15 protein-coding genes are annotated in these 21,003 nt (G+C 62.6%); 1 reads left to right on the top strand and 14 read right to left on the bottom strand.

Translation table 11 applies throughout. The features are described 5' to 3' along the window. Window positions 1–22: 22 nt before the first annotated feature. The 7 genes from TMPK1_RS20050 to TMPK1_RS20020 all read right to left on the bottom strand — a co-directional run bounded on the left by TMPK1_RS20050 (window position 23) and on the right by TMPK1_RS20020 (window position 12,015). Window positions 23–2,101, bottom strand: coding sequence for a S46 family peptidase (locus TMPK1_RS20050; RefSeq protein ID WP_420245339.1), 2,079 nt, complete (start codon window positions 2,099–2,101; stop codon window positions 23–25). A gap of 2 nt (window positions 2,102–2,103) precedes the next feature. Further along, complete coding sequence (locus TMPK1_RS20045) at window positions 2,104–3,501, bottom strand: peptide MFS transporter (protein ID WP_420245338.1); 1,398 nt, start codon at window positions 3,499–3,501, stop codon at window positions 2,104–2,106. A 167-nt stretch (window positions 3,502–3,668) separates the two neighbouring features. After that, window positions 3,669–3,800, bottom strand: coding sequence for a hypothetical protein (locus TMPK1_RS20040; protein ID WP_420245337.1), 132 nt, complete (start codon window positions 3,798–3,800; stop codon window positions 3,669–3,671). Between the two features lie 59 nt (window positions 3,801–3,859). Continuing rightward, window positions 3,860–5,311, bottom strand: coding sequence for an MDR family MFS transporter (locus TMPK1_RS20035; protein ID WP_420245335.1), 1,452 nt, complete (start codon window positions 5,309–5,311; stop codon window positions 3,860–3,862). Between the two features lie 166 nt (window positions 5,312–5,477). Then, on the bottom strand, window positions 5,478–7,508 hold the full coding sequence (locus tag TMPK1_RS20030; protein ID WP_420245334.1) for a M13 family metallopeptidase: 2,031 nt from the start codon (window positions 7,506–7,508) through the stop codon (window positions 5,478–5,480). A 4-nt stretch (window positions 7,509–7,512) separates the two neighbouring features. Further along, on the bottom strand, window positions 7,513–9,510 hold the full coding sequence (locus TMPK1_RS20025) for a M13 family metallopeptidase (protein ID WP_420245333.1): 1,998 nt from the start codon (window positions 9,508–9,510) through the stop codon (window positions 7,513–7,515). A gap of 156 nt (window positions 9,511–9,666) precedes the next feature. Next, complete coding sequence (locus tag TMPK1_RS20020; RefSeq protein ID WP_420245331.1) at window positions 9,667–12,015, bottom strand: ATP-binding protein; 2,349 nt, start codon at window positions 12,013–12,015, stop codon at window positions 9,667–9,669. Between the two features lie 164 nt (window positions 12,016–12,179). Between TMPK1_RS20020 and TMPK1_RS20015 the strand changes: the two genes are divergently transcribed. After that, window positions 12,180–13,103: a crotonase/enoyl-CoA hydratase family protein gene (locus TMPK1_RS20015; protein ID WP_420245330.1), complete on the top strand. Its 924-nt coding sequence runs from the start codon at window positions 12,180–12,182 to the stop codon at window positions 13,101–13,103. A 44-nt stretch (window positions 13,104–13,147) separates the two neighbouring features. On the opposite strand, the gene TMPK1_RS20010 is transcribed toward TMPK1_RS20015, so the two are convergent. The 7 genes from TMPK1_RS20010 to mobB form a co-directional block, all read right to left on the bottom strand. Beyond that, a complete protein-coding gene (locus tag TMPK1_RS20010) occupies window positions 13,148–15,667 on the bottom strand; it encodes an ATP-binding protein (RefSeq protein WP_420245328.1) in 2,520 nt (839 codons plus the stop codon). A 7-nt stretch (window positions 15,668–15,674) separates the two neighbouring features. Continuing rightward, window positions 15,675–17,267: an ATP-binding protein gene (locus tag TMPK1_RS20005; RefSeq protein ID WP_420245327.1), complete on the bottom strand. Its 1,593-nt coding sequence runs from the start codon at window positions 17,265–17,267 to the stop codon at window positions 15,675–15,677. Between the two features lie 133 nt (window positions 17,268–17,400). Next, window positions 17,401–18,093 (bottom strand): superoxide dismutase, encoded by a 693-nt coding sequence (locus tag TMPK1_RS20000; protein WP_420245326.1) that lies wholly within the window; start codon window positions 18,091–18,093, stop codon window positions 17,401–17,403. Between the two features lie 34 nt (window positions 18,094–18,127). Beyond that, window positions 18,128–18,682: a molybdopterin adenylyltransferase gene (gene mog / locus TMPK1_RS19995; protein WP_420245324.1), complete on the bottom strand. Its 555-nt coding sequence runs from the start codon at window positions 18,680–18,682 to the stop codon at window positions 18,128–18,130. Next, on the bottom strand, window positions 18,679–19,290 hold the full coding sequence (mobA, locus tag TMPK1_RS19990; RefSeq protein WP_420245323.1) for a molybdenum cofactor guanylyltransferase MobA: 612 nt from the start codon (window positions 19,288–19,290) through the stop codon (window positions 18,679–18,681). The genes mog and mobA overlap by 4 nt, the downstream gene beginning before the upstream one ends. Then, a complete protein-coding gene (locus TMPK1_RS19985) occupies window positions 19,287–20,495 on the bottom strand; it encodes a molybdopterin molybdotransferase MoeA (RefSeq protein WP_420245322.1) in 1,209 nt (402 codons plus the stop codon). The genes mobA and TMPK1_RS19985 overlap by 4 nt, the downstream gene beginning before the upstream one ends. After that, a complete protein-coding gene (gene mobB / locus TMPK1_RS19980; RefSeq protein WP_420245320.1) occupies window positions 20,495–20,998 on the bottom strand; it encodes a molybdopterin-guanine dinucleotide biosynthesis protein B in 504 nt (167 codons plus the stop codon). Before mobB ends, TMPK1_RS19985 begins: the two co-directional genes overlap by 1 nt. Between the last annotated feature and the right edge of the window lie 5 nt (window positions 20,999–21,003).

The raw sequence follows: 21,003 nt of genomic DNA, 5'->3' as shown, positions 1-21,003 counted from the left end.
TTCTCGATCGTGACGTTTTTCTTCAGCGTGCTTCTGCACGCGTGTCGTTGCCGGTGAGTTCACGCACCAGCGCGTCGGCTTTGTAGACCTTGGCGAGCGCCTGCTTCATCGCCATCACATCGACCCCGATGCAGCGATTGAGCGCGCCGTCATAGCCGTACGATCCACCGATCGAATGCGCGTTGCCGTCGAAGGCAAGCCCAACCAGCTCGCCTTTCTGGTTGATGATCGGCGACCCCGAATTGCCGCCGACAATGTCGTTCGTGGTGACGAAATCCATGTGGACAGTACCGTCGAGCGCCGGTTTGGCGTCGAGCCACGATTGCGGCAGACGGAACGGCACGTTGCCGGTGGCACGTTCGAACACCGCGCTGGTCAAGGTGAAGTACGGTACTTGCTTGCCGCTCGGCTCGGTCCAGCCTGCAACTTTGCCGTAGCTGAGACGCGGGCTGAAGGTTGCGTCGGGCGGCACCGCGCTGCCCTCGAGTGCGAAGCGCGCCTGCGCCAACGCAGCACCGAATTTCTTCTCCGGCGCATCGACGTCGGCTTCGTAGGTGGCACGAACTGCGCGCGAGGCTGCGTCGACCTGTTTCGCGAACAGGATCATCGGATCTTTGCTAGCTTCGATCGCGGCCTTGCCGCCGGCCAGCAACGTCTTGCGTACCTGTACGTCGTTCAACTTGGTGCCGGTGACGAGACGCTTGGCGAGATCGAACGTATCGTCCTTACCAAGCGCCTCTTTGACCGTCGCGTCGTCGGGTGACAGCCAGGCGCGCATCGTCGCAAGCGACCACCCCAAGGTTTCGACTTCGAGGTCTTTCGCGATCGGAAACGAGCTGACCAGACGCTGCTCGATCTGCGGGAAGGCCGCGTCGGTATATTCTTTGAGACGCTGTTCGTTCGGCTTGGCCCGTTCATCGGCGGCGCGCACCAGCTGGCGCGCGAGCGTGAAGAGATCTGAATCGAACCCGTTGCCGAGGTCGAGCATGTAGCGCCGGTCATGCAGCGCACGTTCGGCCTGCACGGCTTTGGCAATCCCGTCCCAGGCATCGCCTGCGACCGACTTGAGCTTGGGATCGGCGTCGACCTTGGCGCGGAAGTCGGCCTCTGCCGTTTGCTTTTGCGCGTAGAGCGCGCCGGCCAGCGCATCCAGCCGGCCCTTATAGACTTTCAGCGTGTTCTCGATGCGCAGCAGCTTCTCTTCAGCGACGCGTTGTTGTTCGGGCCCGCGTCGGCTGAACGCGACCAAGATACCGCGACGTTCCGAGAACTGCGCCACCAGGCGCGGCAGCACATAGTCGCGCCGGAAGCTCAGCTGCGCGAGCGTCAATTGCCGATCAGTCCCGCCGGGATTGCCCGAGGTGAACACCAGATCGTTCTCGGCCGCGCTGGCTTTCGCCCACGAGAGATGATGGTCGACTTTGATCGGCTTGCCGTCGGCGCCGTAGACGCGCAGCAGCGCCATGTCGAGGCCGTAGCGCGGGAAGTTGAAATTGTCCGGGTCGCCGCCGAACTTCGCGACGCCAAGTTCGGGTGCGAACACCAGACGCGCATCCTGGTAACGACGGTATTTGTACAGATCGTACTGACCGCCCTGGTACAGGCTGACCACGTCGCAGCGTATGTCGGCGCCGGTCGAACATTCTTTCTGGATCGCTGCCTGCACGCCGCGCAGCGCATCGGCGAAGTCTTTGCCGGTCTTGCCGTCCGTCGCTTTCGTGATGCGATCGGTGACGCTGGTGATTTCGACCAGTTGGTTCACTTCGACGTCGGGGCATTTGCGTTCGGCCGCCGGATCTTTGGCGGTGAAGCCCTTGGCCATCAGGTTTTCTTGCGCCGTCGACAATTGTTCGACGCAGCCGCGCATGCAGTGATGATTGGTCAGCACCAACCCGTCCTTGGACACGAACGAGCCCGAACAGCCGCGCGCCAACCGCACCGACGAAAGCTGCACATGATCGAGCCAGGCTTTGTCGGGCGAGAAACCGTATTTCTCGCCGATCGCTTTGGCCGGCGCGTTGTTGAACGTGTACATGCCTTCGTCGGCATGCGCGGCCATCGACGGAAGAACGAGCGCCGCAACAAGCAGAAGCTTCTTCATGGTCAGCCTCGCGTCCCGATCCGTTCTGCGATGATGCGATTGAGCGGCCGGTTGAAGGCCTGGATCGCGACGCCGGAGGCAATTGCGATCACCGCCATCAGCAACCAGAAGCTCGATTTCGGCATCACTTCCCAGAAGCTGCCGAGATAGCCCTGCAGGTAGTTGCCCAGCAGGTTGGACATGTAGTTCACACCCATCATCATCGAGACGAATTTGATCGGCGCGACTTTGGAAAACAGCGACAGGCCGACCGGCGACAAATACAGCTCGCCGACCGTGATGATGGCGCAATGAACGATGCTCCACATCACGCCCGCTTTGCCGGTTTCGCCGATCATCAGCGCTGGGATCATCAGGAACAGATAGGCGGCACCAACCAGCCAACAACCGATCGCCATCTTGGTGACGGCCGTCGGCTCGGCGTTGCGCGCGCGCTGGCGCGCCCAGAAGGCGACGAGGAACGGCGTCAGCGTGAAAATGAAAAACGGATTGAACGACTGGAACCAGGTGACCGGGATTTCGATCAGGCCGAAGAACGACCGGTCGGTGTAATCGCGCGCCCACAGCGCAAACGTGTTGCCCTGCTGTTCGTAGGTCGCCCAGAAGAACGTGTTGAGCAACGCGATCACCAGCAGTGCCCAGATCGCGTTCTTGTCGCTCTTGGTCAACGGCCCGTGCGCTTTTCCTTCTTCGCGCGACTGAGTCAGCGTGTCGGGCGGCAGATGTTTGCGGCCCATGCGGAAAATGATCAGCCCGACGATCATGCCCACGCCCGCAGCAGCGAAGCCGTATTTCCAGCCATAGAATTCGCCGATCGTGCCGCACAGAAGCGGCGCGATGAACGCGCCGATATTCACGCCGACATAGAAGAGCGAAAAGGCGCTGTCGCGACGCGCGTCACCGGGCGCGTAGAGATTGCCGACCTGGGTCGAGATATTGGCTTTGAAGCAACCGTTGCCGCAGATCAGAACCAGCAGCGCCGGCAGAAACAGCGACTCCGACATCAGCATGAACTGACCGATCGCCATCAATACGCCGCCGAGAAACACGCTCTTGCGTTGTCCCAGCACGCGATCGGCGAGCAACCCGCCGAACAACGTCGCGCCGTACACCGACGCGGTATAGGTGCCGTAGATCTGCGACGACACCGCCTGGACCGACATCGGTCCGAACAGCATTTCCAGAAAGCTTTTGAAGCCCGCGTAGCCGAGCACCGTTTCGGCATGGCCCGGCTGCAGCAACTGCTCGGTCATGTAGAGGACGAGCAGCGCGCGCATGCCGTAATACGACACGCGCTCCCACATCTCGGTGAAGAACAGAAAAGCCAACCCGGTCGGGTGGCCCAGAAACGTGCGCTCGTCCCGGCGCAATCCCGCAATAGCGGGCGTAACTACGGTCATACGGTCTCTTTGTTGTTTGTCGTGAAGCCCCTGGAAGTCCGCGAGCGAACCACAGACAGACCTGGATCGGAAGCGCGAAGACCCTACTGGGACAACGAAATTCGCGCCCGGCGCAGCTTTGTTGCGCCAGGGCGACAGGCGCCCGACGTACCGTTACGCAGGGGCGGTTACGGCAGCGGTGCCGTTACAATATCGGTGGCCGTTTCAACCGTCTTGGTGACGACGCTGGTTGTGGTCCGAACGACCGTACCGCAGCCGCCAAGCAGGGCGATCAGAATCAGGCAAAGCATCGTGCGCATCATACCGGCAGCCTGAATCCTGCGCTGCGTTCACGCAAGCGCCGAATGTAGAACTTGGCTCAGGCGCCCTGTTGACCCGCATCCTGTACGGCGCCGCGCCGGACGCCGCGCGGCGCACCGCGCATATTGCCGCCCGCATCGGCCGGCAGACGCAGGAACATAAGCAGCGCAATCACCACGACAGCGGCGCAGACCAGGAATGTATGCGCAAAGTCGATGCGCGTCGGCGTGACGCCGCCCGCAAACAGACTCAGCAACGCGCCGGCCAAGGCGACGCCCAACGACTGCGACAATTGCTGGCCGACGCTGGCGAGGCTGGTTGCGTGGCTGGATTTGTTGTCGGGCACGTCGGCATAGGCGAGCGCGTTCAGAAAGGTGAATTGCAGCGACCGCAAAAAGCCGTACCCGACCAACAGACCCAGGATCGCGTAATGCGGCGTGGTCGGCTGCAGCAATGCGAAGCTGGCCAAGGCGACCGCGATGGCTGCGCCATTGACCAGCAGCACGCGTTTGAACGGCCAGGCGCGCGCGACGCGTGGCGCAATCGTTTTCAAGCCGATCGCGCCAATTGCAACGGCGAAGGTCAGGCCGCCGGATTCCAACGGCGACAGGCCAAAGCCGAGCTGGAACAACAGCGGTAACAGAAACGGCGTGCCGGCAAACCCGATGCGGCACAAGGTGCCGCCGACCACGCTGGTGCGAAAACTGGCGATGCGGAACAGCGACAGATCCAAGGCCGGATCGGTCCTGCGCCGTGCATGCAACGCATAGAGAAGCAGCAGTGCGACGCCACCCGTCCCGACCGCGACTTCACCGCTGCGGCCAAGGCCGGAACGTCCCGCCGTTTCGCAAGCGAGCACGATTGCAGCCAGGCCGGCTGCGAAGAGTGCAAAGCCGATCCCGTCAAAGCCGCGTCTGGTTTCGTGAATGTCAGGAATGACGCGCAGCACGAAAATCGTGCCGATGATCCCGATCGGCAGATTGATCAGAAAGATCCACGGCCAGCCGAACCATTCGGTGATCGCACCGCCCAACACTGGACCGATGGCGGGACCGACCAGTGCCGGGATCGTCACCAGGCTCATCGTCTCGACGAACCGTTCGCGCGGAATGGTGCGCAGCACGATCAACCGCGCCACCGGCATCATCAACGCGCCGGCCGCTCCTTGCAGCGCACGCGCGATGAGCAACGACGGGAAATCGCGCGACGTGGCGGCCAGCGCCGATGCGGCGGTGAACAGAAGAATGGCGCCGGCAAAGACGCGACGCGCGCCGAACCGGTCCGCGATCCAGCCCGACAACGGAATCAGAACCGTCACGGCCAACAGGTAGGCGGTCACTAGCGACGACAATTCCGTCGCCGGCACATGCAGGTCGCGCGCAATTGCGGGCAGCGCGGTGGTGACGACGGTGGAATCGATCGCTTCGATAAAGGCCGCGACCGCAATGGCAAACGGAATGGCGCGATTGATGGCGGGCAGATCGCCGGAAGGAGCAGACGAGTCGGGCATGTGCCCGCCTAACCTAAAGCGATCCGCCGCCCTGTCACCGCCCTAGCCTGCACGGCAGAACGTCGTTGTCCGCCCACTGAATAAAAAAGAGCGAGTTGCCGGGGACCGGCAACTCGCTCCAGGGACGCACGTTCCTACGACCAGATCGGCACGCGCGTACGTCGCATCACCAGATCTTGCAGGCCGTCGCGCGCACCATTGCGCTGCCGGGCTTGCACTGGAACGCCTTGGCGAATTCGGCCAGGTTCGACACCGTGCCGTTGACGCGGAACTTGGCCGCGGGATGCGGATCGGTCAGCGCCTGCAGACGGGCGAATTCGGGCCGCGAATTTTCGGCCCAGATCTGTCCGTAGCTGAGGAAGAAGCGCTGTTCGGGCGTGAGATTGTCGATCTTCTCACCCTTCTTCGCCTGCTCGGTCTTTTGGAATGCACGATACGCAACCGCAAGACCACCGAGATCGGCGATCGATTCACCCTGCACCAGCTTGCCGTTTTCCTTCACGTCGTCGACGACGGTGTAGCCGCTGAACTGATCGACGATGCATTGCGCCTTGGCGTTAAAGCGCTTGCCGTCTTCTTTGGTCCACCAGTCGCGCAGCAGACCGTCAGAATCGTATTGACGGCCCTGATCGTCGAAGCCGTGCGTCATCTCGTGGCCGATCACCGCGCCGATGCCGCCGTAATTCACCGCATCGTCGGCTTTCGCGTCAAAGAACGGCGGCATCAAAATGCCGGCCGGGAACACGATCACGTTGATCAACGGCTCGTAGTAGGCGTTGGTGATCATCGGCGACATCTGCCATTCGTCTTTCGACGTCGGCTTGCCGATCTTTGCCAGCTCGTGCTTGACCTCCCACGCGCGCGCGCCGCGCAGGTTCGATGCGTAGAACGGCTCGGTCGGCTGCAGCGCCGAATAGTCGATCCAGACGTTCGGATTGACGATCTGCTCGGCCATCTTGTCGAGCTTGACCGCCGCCTGCTGCTTGGTTGCAGCCCCCATCCAGTCGAGCGTCTTGATGTCTTCGGCCAAAGTTGCGCGCAGATTCTGCACCATCTTCAGCGCGCGGGCCTTGGTCTCGGGATCAACCGCCTTGGTGACGAACGCTTTGCCGACCGCGTCGGGCATCGCACCCGTGGTTGCGATCGTGCAGCGCTTCCAGCGCGGCTGCAGTTCCTTGGCGCCAGTCAGTTGCTTGCGAAAGGCGAACGCCTCGTCGACGAACGCTTTCGGCAATGCGTTGGCGTTGCTGCGCAACACCTGCCAGCCGAGATAGGCCTTCAAATCGTCGGGCGCCGATTTGGTCACGACGCGTTCGACGGCTTTCAGGAAATCGGGCTGCGACAGGTCGATGTCGCCGGTCGCGACGTTGGCCTGTTTGTAGTAGCTGCCCCAATCGACCGACGGCGCGTAGGTCTTGAGCTGCGCCTGTTTGACCAGGTGATAGTTCGCTTCCGGATCGCGCAGATCGACCGGCGATTTCGATCCTTTGGCCAGGTCGGTTTCGATGCGCAGCACCGCATCCGCTGTCTTGCCCGCCGTCGCATCGTCCTGACCGGCGAGCTTCGACATGGTGACGACATAGGCGCGGAACGCGTCGCGCAGCGACTTCGATTTGGCGTCGTCCTTGAAGTAGTAGTCGCGATTGGGAAGCGACAGGCCGCCCTGCTGGATCTGCGCGATGGTGCGCTTGCTGTCTTTCGGATCCGGCTCCTGGCCGAAGGCAAAGAACACCGGCACGCCCACCGCATGCAGGTTTGCGATCTCGGCGACGATCGCCTTGCGATCTTTCAACGACGCGATGCGCTTCAAGTCGGCTTCGATCGGCTTCAGCCCGGCCGCTTCAACCGCGGCTTCGTCCATGCAGCTTTTGAAATAGGCGCCGATCTTCTGGAAGTCGGCGTCGCCATTGACGCCGTCGCCCGCCGCCAGCTTGTCAAGAATCCCGCGCATGGTTGCGAGATTGTCGTCGGCCAGCTTGTTGAAGTTGCCCCAGCGCGGTTCCGACGCCGGGATCGGATTTGCCTTCATCCAACCGCCGGTCGAATAGGCAAAGAAATCATCACAAGGCTGCGCGCTTGGATCGATATTCGCGGGATCGAGCGACATCCGCGCGGTCCCACTCGTCGGAGATTGGGCGACGGCGGGGATCGCCGCCAGCACGAAGCTGGCGGCGAGGAGTCGTGTACGAAGTTTCATCTACTCACCAAATCTTGCAGGCGGTTGCGCGCACCATTGCGTCGCCCGGCTTGCATGCGAAGGCGGTGGCGAACTCGCTCATGTTCGACACGGTACCGATGGTGCGGAACTTGCCGAGCGGGTGCGGATCGGTGGCAAGACGCGTACGGATCGCTTCCGGACGAATGGCACCCGCCCAGATCTGACCGAACGACAAGAAGAAGCGCTGGTCCGGCGTCAGACCGTCGATTTCCTTCTTGGCTTTGGCTTCGTCGGTCTTCTGGAAGGCGCGATACGAAATCGTCAGGCCGCCAAGATCGGCGATCGCTTCACCCTGCACCAGGCGACCCTGGTGATGGACATCGTCGATGCCGACATAGGATTCGAACTGATCGACCACGCATTGCGCGCGCTTTTTGTAGTTGTCGGCGTCCGACGGCTCCCACCAATCCTGCAGGATGCCCTTGGCGTCGAACTGACGGCCCTGATCGTCAAAGCCGTGCGTCAGCTCGTGACCGATCACGGCGCCGATGCCGCCGTAATTGACCGCGTCGTCTGCATTCGCATCGAAGAACGGCGGCTGCAGAATGCCAGCCGGGAACAGGATCCGATTGTAGAGCGGGCTGTACTGCGCGTTCACGATCGACGCCGCAAAGGTCCACTCGTCGCGGGCCGGCGGCTTGCCGATTTTGGCGCGGTTGCGCGCGACCTCGAAGCTACGCACCGCGGCTTGATCGACCGCGAAGGGCGTGCCCGCTTCAATCTTCAGGTTGGTGTAGTCGCGCGGCTTGTCCGGCCAGGCGACGAGCTGCATCACCGCATCGGCCTTGGCCAAGGCGCGCGCCTTGGTGGCGGGCGTCATCCAGTCGAGCTGCTGCAAGGTTTCGCTCAGCGCGGCGCGGATATTGACCAGCATGCCTTCGACGCGCGTCTTGGTGCGCGGATCGATGACTTCTTTGACGAACACTTTGCCGACCGCATCGGGCATCGCAGCGGTCGTCGCAGCAACGCAGCGCTTCCAGCGCGGCTGTTGTTCCTTGGCACCGGTCATCTTGCTGTCGAACGCGAAGGCCGTGTCGATGAAGCGTTTCGGCATCGACGAGACCGTCGTCTGCATGAGGCGCCATTTGGCGTAAGTCTTCAGTGTCGCCAGCGGTTCCGAGCCGAGCAGCGCATCGGCGTTCTTGACGAATTCCGGCTGACCGACATTCACGCCGTCGAGCTGCACGCCCAGCGACGCGATATAGCGATCCCAGTTGAAGCCCGGTGCCAGCGTCTTCAAGTCCGCCAGCTTGTGCGGATTGTAGTTGGCGTTGGGATTGCGCAGTTCGACCGGCGTGCGCGAACCGCCCGCAAGCTTGGTTTCGAATGCCAACACAGTCGCGCCCGGCGACGGCGTCTTGTCGCCCATCAGCTCGAACATCTTGTCGACATACTGGGTAAAGGCGGCGCGCAGCGCGACCGTCTTCTCGTCGGTCTTGGTGTAGTAGTCCTTGTTCGGCAGCGACAGGCCGCCTTGCGAGATCGAGCCGATCACGCGATCGGGATTCTTCTGATCTTGCGACGAGAAGAAGTTGAACAAGGTCGGGACGCCGCCCGCCTGCAGCTTGGCAAATTCGGCTTCAAAACCGGCGCGGTTCTTGACCGCGTCGATCGCGACCAGGCGCGGCTTCAACGGCGCGATGCCGTCGGCTTCGACCTTCGCTTCGTTCATGCAGGCGCCGTAAAAGGCGCCGACTTTGCGCTCTTCGACGTCGCTGCTCGGCTTGGCCGCCAGCTTGTCGAGCACGCCGCGCACTGCGACCTGATTGCGCTCGGCCAATTCGTCGAAGCTGCCCCAGCGGCTTTCCGCAGGCGGGATCTCGTATTTCTTTCCACCGGTCGCGAACTGGAAGAAGTCGGTGCAGGCGCTGACGCTGCGGTCGAGATTCTTTGGATCGAGCGACATGCGCGGCGCATCAGCCGCAAAAGCGAAGCTGCCGACTGCCAGCAACGGCAGGGCAAGGATGAGCGGACGGTTCAAAACGGTTCTCCCCAAAAGCGACCCTCTCCTCGGTCCGGATCTGATGTCCGGTTCCGACGAGATCAGTGGTGCTACCGACCTGGACACGCGAGCGTCCACGAAGGAAGCGTGACGAACTTTGACATTCGTCCGGTCGCGACCGGATGTTTCCCGGATTCAGTTAACGCCGTCGCGGATCGGTCGCGAAACCAGTCGAAGATCCGTACGTGCCCCCTCCGGCCGCTTCGAAGAGGCGCGCAGGGACAGGCAGGTGCGCCGCACCCGTGCCGCCGCTTCTTCAAGCACAGCCGGGGTCCGGTCGTGCAGGTCGGCCGGCGTCCATTGTTCGGCCTCGTCGACCAAGTCGGCGAGGCGCGGCGCACCCAGCTGACGCGCGACACTGGCCAGCGCATGGGCCTGTGTCGCGATTGCAACCAGATCGGCCTCCTCCAACCCACGTCGCGCTTTTACGAGCGCGCGCTGTGCGTCTTCTTCGAAACGGTCCACCAAACGGAGAAGAAATGCAGGATCGTCGGGGGCGATCGCCTTCAGCACCGCGAGACGCTCGGCATCGACTTCACCAATCTGGGTCACGACTGCTTCGATGGCGTTGCGCAACGCTGCCGGGTCGGTCGGCTTGGTCAGCAATGTTTCGAAGCCCACCGCAATCGCGGCTTCCCGCGTTTCCGGCACCGCGTCAGCGGTCAATGCGATCAGCTTTGTCTGTAGTCCGGCTGCACGCGCTCGGCGGGCAACTTCGATACCGCTGATTCCAGGCATGCGAAGATCGAGCAGCGCAACATCGACCGCCGTATGGTCTGACAGAACTTTGAGCGCTTCGCGACCGTCTTCGGCCTCGACGACAAGATAGGTCAGGCTGCGCAACATACGCGCGACGAGATCGCGATTGGTGGCGTTGTCATCGACAAGCAGCACGCGAACGCCGGCGGTTCCCGGCAAAACCGCATCCGCGCTGGCGTCGCGCATCGCGCCAATGAACGCGGCGATCCAACTTTCGGCCGCGGGACCGTGAATCTCGTACGTGGCAAGACCTGCCGCGTCGATCACTGCTTGCATCGGAGCTGGGCGCTGCACGCGAATGAAATCGAGCTCGACTTCGAAATGCACTGAATCGACCGGAGGAACCTCGGCAACAGACAATAGCGGCAGGGAAAGAAGAAATGTGGCGCCGAAGCCGACCGCCGAGGTCACGGTGAGCGAACCGTTCAGCGCCTCGGTCAAATGGCGCGCGACGAATAGACCTAATCCAACGCCGCCGAAGCGTGCGCCAATCGATTCATCGGCTTGGCGGAAAGGTTCGAAGACCCGCGCTTGCGCATGCTCGGGAATGCCGGGACCGGTGTCCTGCACCCGCAGCAGCAAGTGCGTCGGATCAGAACTGACCAACAGCTTCACCGATCCGCTGTCGGTGAACTTCACGGCGTTTTCAAGCAGGCTGCCGAGAACCTGCCGCAGCCGCGCCGGATCGGTCTGCAGATATCGCGGCGTGTCCGCGTCTAAAATGACGGAAAAAGTCAGTCCGCGATCGCGCGCCGCCTTTGCCGCAGGCCGGGCCACCGCAACCAGTTCGCGCGCGAGATCAACGTCGCGGACTCGAATCTCAAAGGCGCGTGCATCAGCGCGCGCTGCATCGAGCAGGTCGCCGACCGATTCCAACATCGAATTGGCGGCGGTTCGAATGGTGCGCGCGAGTTCGATACGTGCCGGCCCGTCGCGTTCTTGGATCAAGGTCGTAGCGCCGCTGACAATCGTCGAAAGCGGCGTACGCAATTCGTGGCTGACTTTGGCAAGAAATCGGCTTTTGGCGCGGCTTGCATGTTCAGCCTCGGCGCGCGCCTGGTTGGTGCGCCGGATCAGCAGCCCGCCATACGCTGGCACGATGATCAGCGCGATCAGCAGCCCGGCAAGCAGCCAGGGGTCGGCGCGCCAGGTGGGATTGACCGCGACCGCGATCGAAAACCCGACAAACGCAATGAGCGCGGTCGAAGCGAGATGCGCGACTCCGTAGCGAAGCCCGGCGCCGAGCGAGACCCACAGGTACATCGCATAGCAGACCGCGGTGTAAGGCGCCCCGATGGCTAAATATGCACTAAGGATCGCGACGTCGAATCCATTGGCGAAGGCCCGCCGCAAATTCGAAACCGGCGGGCGGCCCGCCAGCACGATCAGCATCACCCAGGCCATGGTGATGTGCGCCCCGCCGAGCCATCCGACATTCGCCAATTCGGGCCGCAATCCGGCCGACCAGATGCTGAATAGATACGCAAGCGCCACAACGGCGAGCGCAACGATGCGGATTGCCGCCTGTTCGTGCTCCACGTCCGCCGGCCGGTCCAGCAGCAGGCCTGCCCGAAGTCGGCGTGCCGTCGCCAACGGCAAGATCGTTAACGCGGCGACCCAACTCCAGAACCATGGCGGGTTTGGCATCTGCGCGCCGTGAACGAATCCGAGAATGATGAATCCCGCACTCGCAACGACGCCGCCGAAAAAAACGAGGCGCAGCATCCGCTTCGGTCCTGTTTACCTGCGATTCCGGCTGAACGCAGCGGTTACGAAACACGTTTAGACGCAGGCCAAATTTAGCATGCGCCGCTCGCTTTACGCTGAACCTCTGCATTTTATTGTGTTTATCATCACGACTGTCCGCCACCTTTCCCTGGAGTCGATTCATGCTCTCACATCGCGGTGCCATACGCCTCGCCACCGTCCAACCCGACACACAGACCGACGCTCCGCGCCGACCCTGGGTCGAGTCCTTCCGATCTCTTCGCGAACTCGAGGTCGATGTCGATCCGGTTCACGGCATGCTGTTCCAGCGCATGAAGCCAATCACGCGCCCGAGCCTTACACGCAATCTGATCAGCGAGTTGCTGCACGTCATTCGTGCGCTGCCGGCAGGATATGCCGAGGACGCGGAGACCGGACGTCCGGCGCTGAAATATATGGTTCTGGCCTCGAAGGTGCCCGGCATCTTCCAGACTGGCGGCGACCTCACACTGTTCACCGACGCGATCGCGCGTGGTGAACGCGAAACCATGCGCCGCTATGCGCACGACTGCATCGACATCGTGCATGCCTATCTCCACGCGATCGACCTGCCGTTGCATATGATCGCGCTGGTCCAGGGCGATGCGCTGGGCGGCGGTTGGGAAGGCGCGCTGGCCAACGACGTCATCATCGCCGAGCGCAGCGCGAAATTTGCGTTCCCCGAGTCGCTCTTCAACCTGTTCCCCGGAATGGGCGCCTATTCAATGATTTCGCGGCGTCTCAGCGCGGCGCAGGCCGAAGAAATGATGCTGTCGGGTCGCATTTACACCGCTGAGGAAATGCACAAGCTGGGCCTCGTCGCGGTACTTGCCGAAGACGGGCAAGGCGAAGCCGCTCTCTACGACTATATTCGCCAGTACGAGCGGCAAAGCGTTGCGCGCCAGTCGATCTTCAAAGCTCGCCGACTCGCCAATCCGGTGACCCGCGAAGAATTGATCCAGATCGTCAATGTCTGGGTCGATGCCGCGATGAGCCTGACGCCGGCGGACGTCCGCAAAATGCAGCGCCTTGCGAGTGCGCAGGCGCGGCGCAACACGCGGGGATGAAAGCGGCTTCCTAAGATCGATGGTCGGACAAACGGACGCGCAACTCAGGTTGCGCGTCCGTGCCCCGCCTTGCGCTCAAGCCAGGCTTGCACCTCAAGCCGGTAGCGCGTGAATTCGTGAATGAGGCGCGACATGTATTCAGGCGCGCGCGCCTGGAAGTCCCGCCGGTCGATGCCACCAAGCTGCACGCATGTCGCATGCAACTGCGCTGCACCGACATTGGCGCTCGCACTGCGAAGCGCGTGGATCAGATCGCGGAACTCGGCAAAATCGCGGTTCCGAACCGTTGCTTCGATCTGCTCCAACAACAGTTCCGAGTCTTCGATATAAATCCCGACGATTTCGTCCAAGAACGACGCGTCCGAGTCCAGTTCGCTGAGCTCGCGCAACGTTTCGCGATCGATCACCTGATCGTTGCTCGACTGAAAACGTGGATGAGAAGCAATGTCGGCAACGCTGCCATCGGGCGCGCCGACAACGGCGGCCGCCGTGCCGCGCGCAGTCAGTAAGCCGCTAAGCGTGCGCAGCAGCCGGTCCGCTTCGATCGGCTTTGGCAGGAAGAAGTCGACACCTGCTTCAATGCAGCGCCGCTGCGTTTCCAAGGTTGTATCGGCCGTCAACGCAACGATTGGAATGCGCTCCTGGCCGAGCTGCTGGATCGAATACAGCTTGACCACGTCGATGCCATTGGTGCCTGGCATGTTCACGTCGACAATGAAGAGGTCGAACGACTCACTCTCCAAGCGGTCCAGCGCCTCATCGCCGTCTTCGACAACCACGGGGTCAAATCCGCCGCGACGCAGGATTTTTTCGATTACGCGCCGGTTCACCGGATTATCTTCGGCCACCAAGACTCTTGCGGCTCGCAGGCGCGTCGGTACTGGCTGCTCCGAGCCGGCCGCTTCCTCCATCGTATCGGGCACTGCCTCGTCGGACTCGGTGTCTGCCGGCGCCGGCGCCAGCAGCCGCAACATGCGGCCGATCGTCGGCGAGTCAGCCGGCCAGCTCACGCGGCCAGAAGCAAATGGTTCGAGATCAGGCGACAAGCCGCCCACCCTGGTATCCGTCAGCGCGACGACGCGATGCGCCGCAAGTAGATCGGTCGCGAGCGGCAAGACTTGCCACAAGCTTCGATCGTCGATCACCACGCTACGTGCGCCGGCCTGCAAAACTGCGCGCATCGCAAGCACGTCATCGACGATGTCCACGAGCGCGCCTCGCGCTGTCAGCGCGGCAGCTACACTCGGATCCCGACCGACCAGCACGATGCGCTGTTCGTTCGGCAGCGGCGCAAGTGCGTCGGCGCCTTCGGAGGTGGCTTCGGGCAGGGGTAGCTCGACTGTGAACACGCTGCCGCGGCCCGGCACGCTTTGCACCGTCACGCTGCCGCTCATCAATTCGGTGAGTTGCTTGACGATCGCGAGACCAAGGCCGGCGCCATCATGCCGTCGGCCGATGCTTTCGTCGGCTTGGGTGAAGCTGTCGAAGATGCGCTCCATATGCGCCTGCTCGATGCCGACGCCCGTATCGATCACATCGAAGGCGATCTGGCCCGACGGTGTCGGACGCACGCGCAGCCGCACCGAACCGGCTTCGGTGAATTTGATGGCGTTGGCGATCAGGTTGAACAGGATCTGCCGAAGCTGGCGCTGTCCGCCGAAAACCCGCGTCGGTACCTCGGCCGCTATTTGCAGGCTCAGCGTGAGGCTTTTCCGCCGCGCTTGGATCTGCAGCATCGACGTCGTTTCGCTCAGGTCTGCATAAAGATCGAAGTCGCGGCGCTCGACCCGTTCCTTGCCGGCTTCAATGCGGCTCAGATCCAGCACATCCTCGATCAATGCCAGCAGCGATCGGCCAGCCTGCCCGATCGTGCGTGTCATCGCGACTTGCTCGACGTCCATCTTGGTGCCCAGCAGAACGTCGTTGGCACCGATGATCGCGTTGAGCGGCGTGCGCAGTTCGTGGCTCATAACCGCGAGGAAGCGGCTCTTCGCGCGATTGGCGCGATCCGCCTGTTCTTTGGCCTCGGTCAGTTGCTTGATCAGCGACGCGGTGTAGAGCGGGATCAAAACCACGCACATCAGCAGGCCGATCGAAAGCTCGGGCATGGTTCGCCAAAATGGCGACAGCACCAACACGGCACCGAAGAACGAAGCTGAGATTGCGGTCGCCAAGATCAGCGCGCGCAGCCCGTAACGAAAGCCGTTGCCAAGCGCGACCCACAGATACAACAGAAAAAGTGGCGTGCTGACTTCGCCCTCAAGGAGCAAGCCGAGCGATATTGAGCCGAAGTCGCCGATCATGCCGATCAGACGGCGCAGATGCGAAACACCTGGACTGACGGCGATCCAGAGCAGGATCGGCACCGAACAGAGGAACCAGATAGCTGCGACGAAGGTGCCATCAAAGTTCAGCAGCGCGGTCTCCGGCCCGCGCACACTGCCGAGATAGGCCGCGATCATTGCAGTGAAGGCGACACGCAGCAGCGCCTGCTGATGCTCGGTATCGGGACGCTTGGCGAACCGACGGCTGAGAATCGTTAGGTTGCGGCGCAGCCAGGTCATCGCGGCCTCACCCAACCTTGGCCGCGGTAAGACGGACGCGTCGCGCCGCCGGCAAAATCAGATCGACCCGCGTGCCTCGTCCTGGCTGGCTTTGCACCTGCAGCGAACCGCCATGCAATTCGGCGAGATCGACCGACAGCGGCAATCCCAGCCCCGCGCCCGGTTCGACATTCTCGCGGCGCAAGACACGGCCGAATCGCGCCAAGGCAATTTCGAGTTCGTCAGGCGTCATGCCTAGCCCGTTGTCCGTCACGATAAAGCGCAAACCGCCGGTTTCGATCGACTCTGCCGTCACCGTGACGCCGTGCTCATCGCTGCCGCTGGCATGAATGGCGTTAACGACGAGATTGATCAGTGCCTGACGCAGCTTGGTGTGGTCGGCGCGCAAACGCAGCCCCGGCTCGGCGCGGATGACCAACGGCACCTTGGCCTGCTCGGCGCGAAACAAAGAGATCGTACGAACTTCTTCGAGCAGGGCTTCGGCTTCGAACTCGGTCTCGGCGAGTTCCATCACGCCCGCTTCGAGCTGCGCGCTGTCGAGCACGTCGTTGATCATCGACAATAGATGATCGGCGCTGCTGCGGATGTGATGTGCATATTCGAGATAGCGCGGCGATCCGATCGGCCCCAGCACTTCGCGCTCCATCATGTCGGCAAAACCAATGATCGCGTTCATCGGGGTGCGCAATTCATGGCTCATATTGGCCAGGAACGTCGTCTTCGCGCGGCTCGACCGGTTGGCCGCTTCGATCGCGATCTGCAACGCATTCTCGGCTTCACGACGCTGCGTAATGTCCGTGGCGACGGTAAGGATTTCCGAAGCGGCGTTCGGCCGCTCCTGCAGCTTTGTCTTAGCGACTTGCACGAAAATATTGACGCCCGACGCCAGGTTAAAGGCGCACTCGCTACGGCTCGAAACGCCGCCGTCAATCCGCAGACGCGTATCTTCGGCAATCGATGCGCGGGCGAAATCGTGATCAGGAACACAGTCCATGATCGCACGGCGCACCAGGCGATCCGGTTCCACACCGCATGCCCGCGCAAAGGCGCGGTTCGCTAAGGTTACCTTACCCGACGCGGAAGTGATGTAGACGAAGCTCGGAATCGTATCCAAGACTTGACGCAGCCGCTGCTCGCTGGCGGCGACCGTTTCGGCATGCTGCGCTTTTTCTTCATCCAATTCCTGCCGCAACGTCGTCGCTTCGATGCGTGCGTTGCGCGTCCGGTGGTAGGCGGCAAGAATGTTGCGCACGCGAGTCTGAAACTCGCGATGATCGATCGGCGACAGAAGAAAGTCCGCGGCGCCCGCTTCAAGCGCTTCGTAGCGATAGCTGCGATCCTCGTAAGCGGTGATCACGATCACTGGCGCGTCGAAGTCGGGCTGGTCGGAATAAATACGCCGAATGAAGTCCGCGCCATTGAGGAGCGGCATCTTGAAATCGGTGATGACGAGATCGACGGGGCGCATCCGAATGCGCGCCAGCGCAGCGACTGGATCCGCGTAGCAATCTACTTCGGCCGAGCTGTCGAATGCCTGGCTGAGCTTGCTAAGGATCGTTCGGTTGCTCGCACGGTCGTCGACAATGACGATCGATGTCATGCAGCGCGGTCGTCCTTCCATCGGATGGCCGGGGGGCGCAACCGCCCGGAATGGCCTCTAGCATGATGGAAAGACGGGCATATTGCAAAAAAATCCACCGCGGCAGCCCGGCCGGCCGCCGCGGCGCGCCGCTTCAAGCCATTCGGTCGCGGACATAGTCCCAGTTCACCAGCGTATCGAGCACCGCTTTGACGTGATCGGGCCGGCGATTTTGATAGTCGAGATAATAGGCATGCTCCCACACATCGATGCCCAGCAGTGCGCGCTTGCCTTTGGCGACCGGGTTGTCGCCGCCCGGCGTGCTCATGATGGTGAGCTTGTCGCCGTCCTGCACCAACCAGCCCCAACCCGAACCGAACACGCCGACCGACGCTTCGGTCAGCTTGTCTTTCATCGCCTGGAAGCCGCCGAGATCTTTGTCGATCGCTGCAGCCAATTTTCCCGACGGTGTTTTCGCACCGCCTGGTTTGAACTGATCCCAATAGAGAATGTGATTCCAGGCCTGGCCCGCATTGTTGAAGATGCGCGCATCTTCCGGCTTGCCCGCTGAAGCTTTCATCACCTCTTCGAGTTTCATCGCGGCGTAGGGCGTGCCAGCGGTGAATTTGTTGAGGTTGTCGAAATAGGCTTTGTGATGCTTGCCGTAATGCAGGCCGACCGTCTGCGCTGAAATCGACGGTGCCAGCGCGTCTTCTTTGTACGGCAATGGCGGTTGGGTGAACGGGCCCGCAGCCTGTCCGAACGCGAGATAGGGTTTGGCGATCGTCACGGCTGCCGCGGTCATGGCCGCACCGCGAACGATCGAACGACGAGAGATCGTCTGCATCGAGCTTCTCCTCCCTAAGGACGAAGGGCGGAGACTACTTCTTCTTGGGACGGAAGGCGACGAGCACCGCGGGATCGGTTTCGAGATACGGCCCGCCGATCAGCTCCACGCAATAGGGAATGGCCGGCATCACAGCTTCGAGACATTCTCGAATTGCGCGCGGGCTTCCGGGTAGGTTGACCAACAAGGCGCCGCCGTCGCTTTCCTGGGCGCCGGCATAGCGAATTCCGGCCTCTTGGCGCGACAAGATCGCGGTCGGTACGCTTTTCAGCGAGACCGCGCGCATCAACTCGCCAAAGCCCGGCATCGGCTTGTGACAGACTGCCAGCGTTGCCTCGACAGTGACGTCGCGACGCGCCGGTCCGGTGCCGCCGGTCGTAACGACAAGACAGCAACCTTCTTTGTCGACCAGCTCGATCAACGCAGCTTCGATCGTCGCGCGTTCGTCGGGCACCAGCCGGTAGACGATTTCGTGCTTCGTCGTCAGCCATTCAGCCAAGCAGTCGCGGATCGCTTGCCCGCTGGCATCGTCATAGACACCGGCATGGGCACGATCCGACGCCGTCAGGACTCCGATTTTTGCGATCACGTGCGCCCAGTCCCTTCACGAAGGGCTGCTTCGGCGCGCGCCAAATCTTCGGGCACGTTGACGTTGAAGAACGGGTCGATCGCTTCGGTCACGAACGCGACTTCGATGACGCGGTAGTCCTGCATGAATTCCTTGATCCTGCGTGTCCCACCGCGCAGCGCGGTTTCGAGATGATCGGCGAGATAGACCGGCCACAGCGACGCGGTCGGGTGCGGCCGCCCTTCCGACACCGCGATCGCAATCTCCGCCCCTTCTTCATCGATCGCTTCGATGAAACCGGCAGCGAGATCGGCGGGCAGAAACGGCGTGTCGGTGGGAACCGACAGCAACAGCGGCAGATTGTGCGACGCCGCCCAACGCAAACCGGTCAACACGCCGGCCAACGGTCCGACGAAGCCTTCGACTGTATCGGGCAGCACTTCAAACCCGAACGCGGCGAAGCGCGACGGATCGCCATTGGCATTGACGGCAAGCTGCGCCACTTGCGGCTGCACGCGTTCGATCACATGCGCAAGCAACGGCCGGCCGGCCAAGGTCAGCAAGCCTTTGTCGACACCGCCCATGCGCGTGCCAAGACCGCCGGCCAAAAGAACGCATGCTGGTTTCATACCAATCCCAACGCTCGCCACGACAGAAACGGCAACGCCTGGCCGGCGGCGAAGGTCTCGATCGCTTCCGGCAATTCGACCACGCCGTCGCTCTCCACCACCGAGGTCAGAACACCGACGCCGTCGCGTGGATATTTCATCGCCACCACCGCGCCGTCAGCGCGGCGCACCAAATTTACGCGCACGAATTCGCGCCGACCGACTTTCTTGCGAATGTCGAAGCCGCACGTGACCGGCACGCGCAGCGGCGGCGTCACGGTGAAGCCGCCCAGACGCTGCAACGCCGGTTGCACCACCAGCAGCAAGGTCAACAACGCTGCAACCGGATTGCCCGGCAGGCCGAAACACGGCGTGCCGGCGACATTGCCGATCGCGATCGGCTTGCCTGGCTTGATCGCAAGCGACCAGAAATCCAGCGCACCGCGCGCTTCGATCGCGGCGCGGACATGATCTTCTTCGCCGACCGACATGCCGGCCGAACTGACGATCGCGTCGGCGCTTGACGCTGCGTGCAGCAGCGCGGCGTCAATCGTGTCGCGCCGGTCGGGCAGAATGCCGAGATCTTCGACGTTGCAGCCAAGCGCGGTCAGCGCCGCACGCATCATCGGCCGGTTGGAATCGTAGATCCGGCCCGGGGCTGCATTTGCACCAGCCTCGGTCAGCTCGTCGCCGTTGGAGAAGATCGCCACTTTCAAGCGTGCGCGTGTCGCAACCCGACCGATGCCGAGCGCGGCCAGCATGCCAAGCGCGCCCGCGCCGAGCCGCGTGCCCGCACGCAGCACAACGTCACCCGCCTGCATGTCTTCGCCCGCCAACCGACGGTTGGCACCGACGCGCGCGGTTGCGGGCAGCACGACGGCGCCGTCTTGCTCGCGCGCATCTTCCTGCATCACCACCGTGTCGGCGCCGTCGGGAATGATCGCGCCGGTGAAAATACGCAACGCCTCGCCCGGCGCGACCGTGCCGCCGAATGGATGTCCCGCTGCGGCGCGGCCGGTTGCGACGCGCAACGTGCCCGGCAGATCTTCGAACCGCACTGCCCAGCCATCGACCGCCGAATTGTCGGCGGGCGGCACCGAGACCGGTGCGATCACGTCGGCCGCAAGGGCGCGGCCGCGCGCAAGGTCGAGCGAAACGGTTTCGGTTGCGCCGGTGGGCGCAAACATCGCTGCGATCCGGTCGAGCGCCTGGTCGAGAGTCAGCATCAACCGACCGTAGCGAGCGGAAGCGTCAGGATGAAGTCCGCGATCTTGTCGGTGTCGTCGAGATCGATCCACGGGACTGTGGCGCCCGGCGGTGCCGCGGGTGCGGCGATCGCAACGATGGTCGGATCGTCGGGATGCAGGAACGGTTTGCCGGTTTCTTCGCGCCAGACTTCGATCTTGGTGTGCGTGCCGCGCTTGAAGCCTTCGACCAACACCAGATCGACCGGCGCCAGCCGTTGCAGCAACACGTCGAGCCCAGGTTCTTCGCCGTCGCGATGTTCGCGCAGAAGCGCCATGCGCGCGCTACTGGAAATCAGTACCTCGGTCGCACCCGCTTCGCGATGGATCCAGCTGTCTTTGCCGGGCTTGTCGACTTCGAACGCGTGATGCGCGTGTTTGATCGTCGAAACGCGCACGCCACGCGCAATCAGCGCCGGCACGAGGCGCGCGATTAGGTGCGTTTTGCCGCTGCCGCTCCAGCCAGCCAGGCCGATCAGTTTCATGCCGG

Origin of the sequence: Roseiterribacter gracilis (genome assembly GCA_018332375.1) — a bacterium.
Lineage (GTDB): Bacteria > Pseudomonadota > Alphaproteobacteria > BOG-932 > Roseiterribacteraceae > Roseiterribacter > Roseiterribacter gracilis.
Note: the sequence above shows the minus strand (reverse complement) of the source record. Positions and strands in the feature narration are given on the sequence as shown.

Bases quoted from the DNA above. Each gene is read 5' to 3' on its own strand.
- TMPK1_RS20050 (WP_420245339.1), bottom strand. From the start codon at position 2,101: ATGAAGAAGCTTCTGCTTGTTGCGGCGCTCGTTCTTCCGTCGATGGCC.
- TMPK1_RS20045 (WP_420245338.1), bottom strand. From the start codon at position 3,501: ATGACCGTAGTTACGCCCGCTATTGCGGGATTGCGCCGGGACGAGCGC.
- TMPK1_RS20040 (WP_420245337.1), bottom strand. From the start codon at position 3,800: ATGCGCACGATGCTTTGCCTGATTCTGATCGCCCTGCTTGGCGGCTGC.
- TMPK1_RS20035 (WP_420245335.1), bottom strand. From the start codon at position 5,311: ATGCCCGACTCGTCTGCTCCTTCCGGCGATCTGCCCGCCATCAATCGC.
- TMPK1_RS20030 (WP_420245334.1), bottom strand. From the start codon at position 7,508: ATGAAACTTCGTACACGACTCCTCGCCGCCAGCTTCGTGCTGGCGGCG.
- TMPK1_RS20020 (WP_420245331.1), bottom strand. From the start codon at position 12,015: ATGCTGCGCCTCGTTTTTTTCGGCGGCGTCGTTGCGAGTGCGGGATTC.
- TMPK1_RS20015 (WP_420245330.1), top strand. From the start codon at position 12,180: ATGCTCTCACATCGCGGTGCCATACGCCTCGCCACCGTCCAACCCGAC.
- TMPK1_RS20010 (WP_420245328.1), bottom strand. From the start codon at position 15,667: ATGACCTGGCTGCGCCGCAACCTAACGATTCTCAGCCGTCGGTTCGCC.
- TMPK1_RS20005 (WP_420245327.1), bottom strand. From the start codon at position 17,267: ATGACATCGATCGTCATTGTCGACGACCGTGCGAGCAACCGAACGATC.
- TMPK1_RS20000 (WP_420245326.1), bottom strand. From the start codon at position 18,093: ATGCAGACGATCTCTCGTCGTTCGATCGTTCGCGGTGCGGCCATGACC.
- mobA (WP_420245323.1), bottom strand. From the start codon at position 19,290: ATGAAACCAGCATGCGTTCTTTTGGCCGGCGGTCTTGGCACGCGCATG.
- TMPK1_RS19985 (WP_420245322.1), bottom strand. From the start codon at position 20,495: ATGCTGACTCTCGACCAGGCGCTCGACCGGATCGCAGCGATGTTTGCG.
- mobB (WP_420245320.1), bottom strand. From the start codon at position 20,998: ATGAAACTGATCGGCCTGGCTGGCTGGAGCGGCAGCGGCAAAACGCAC.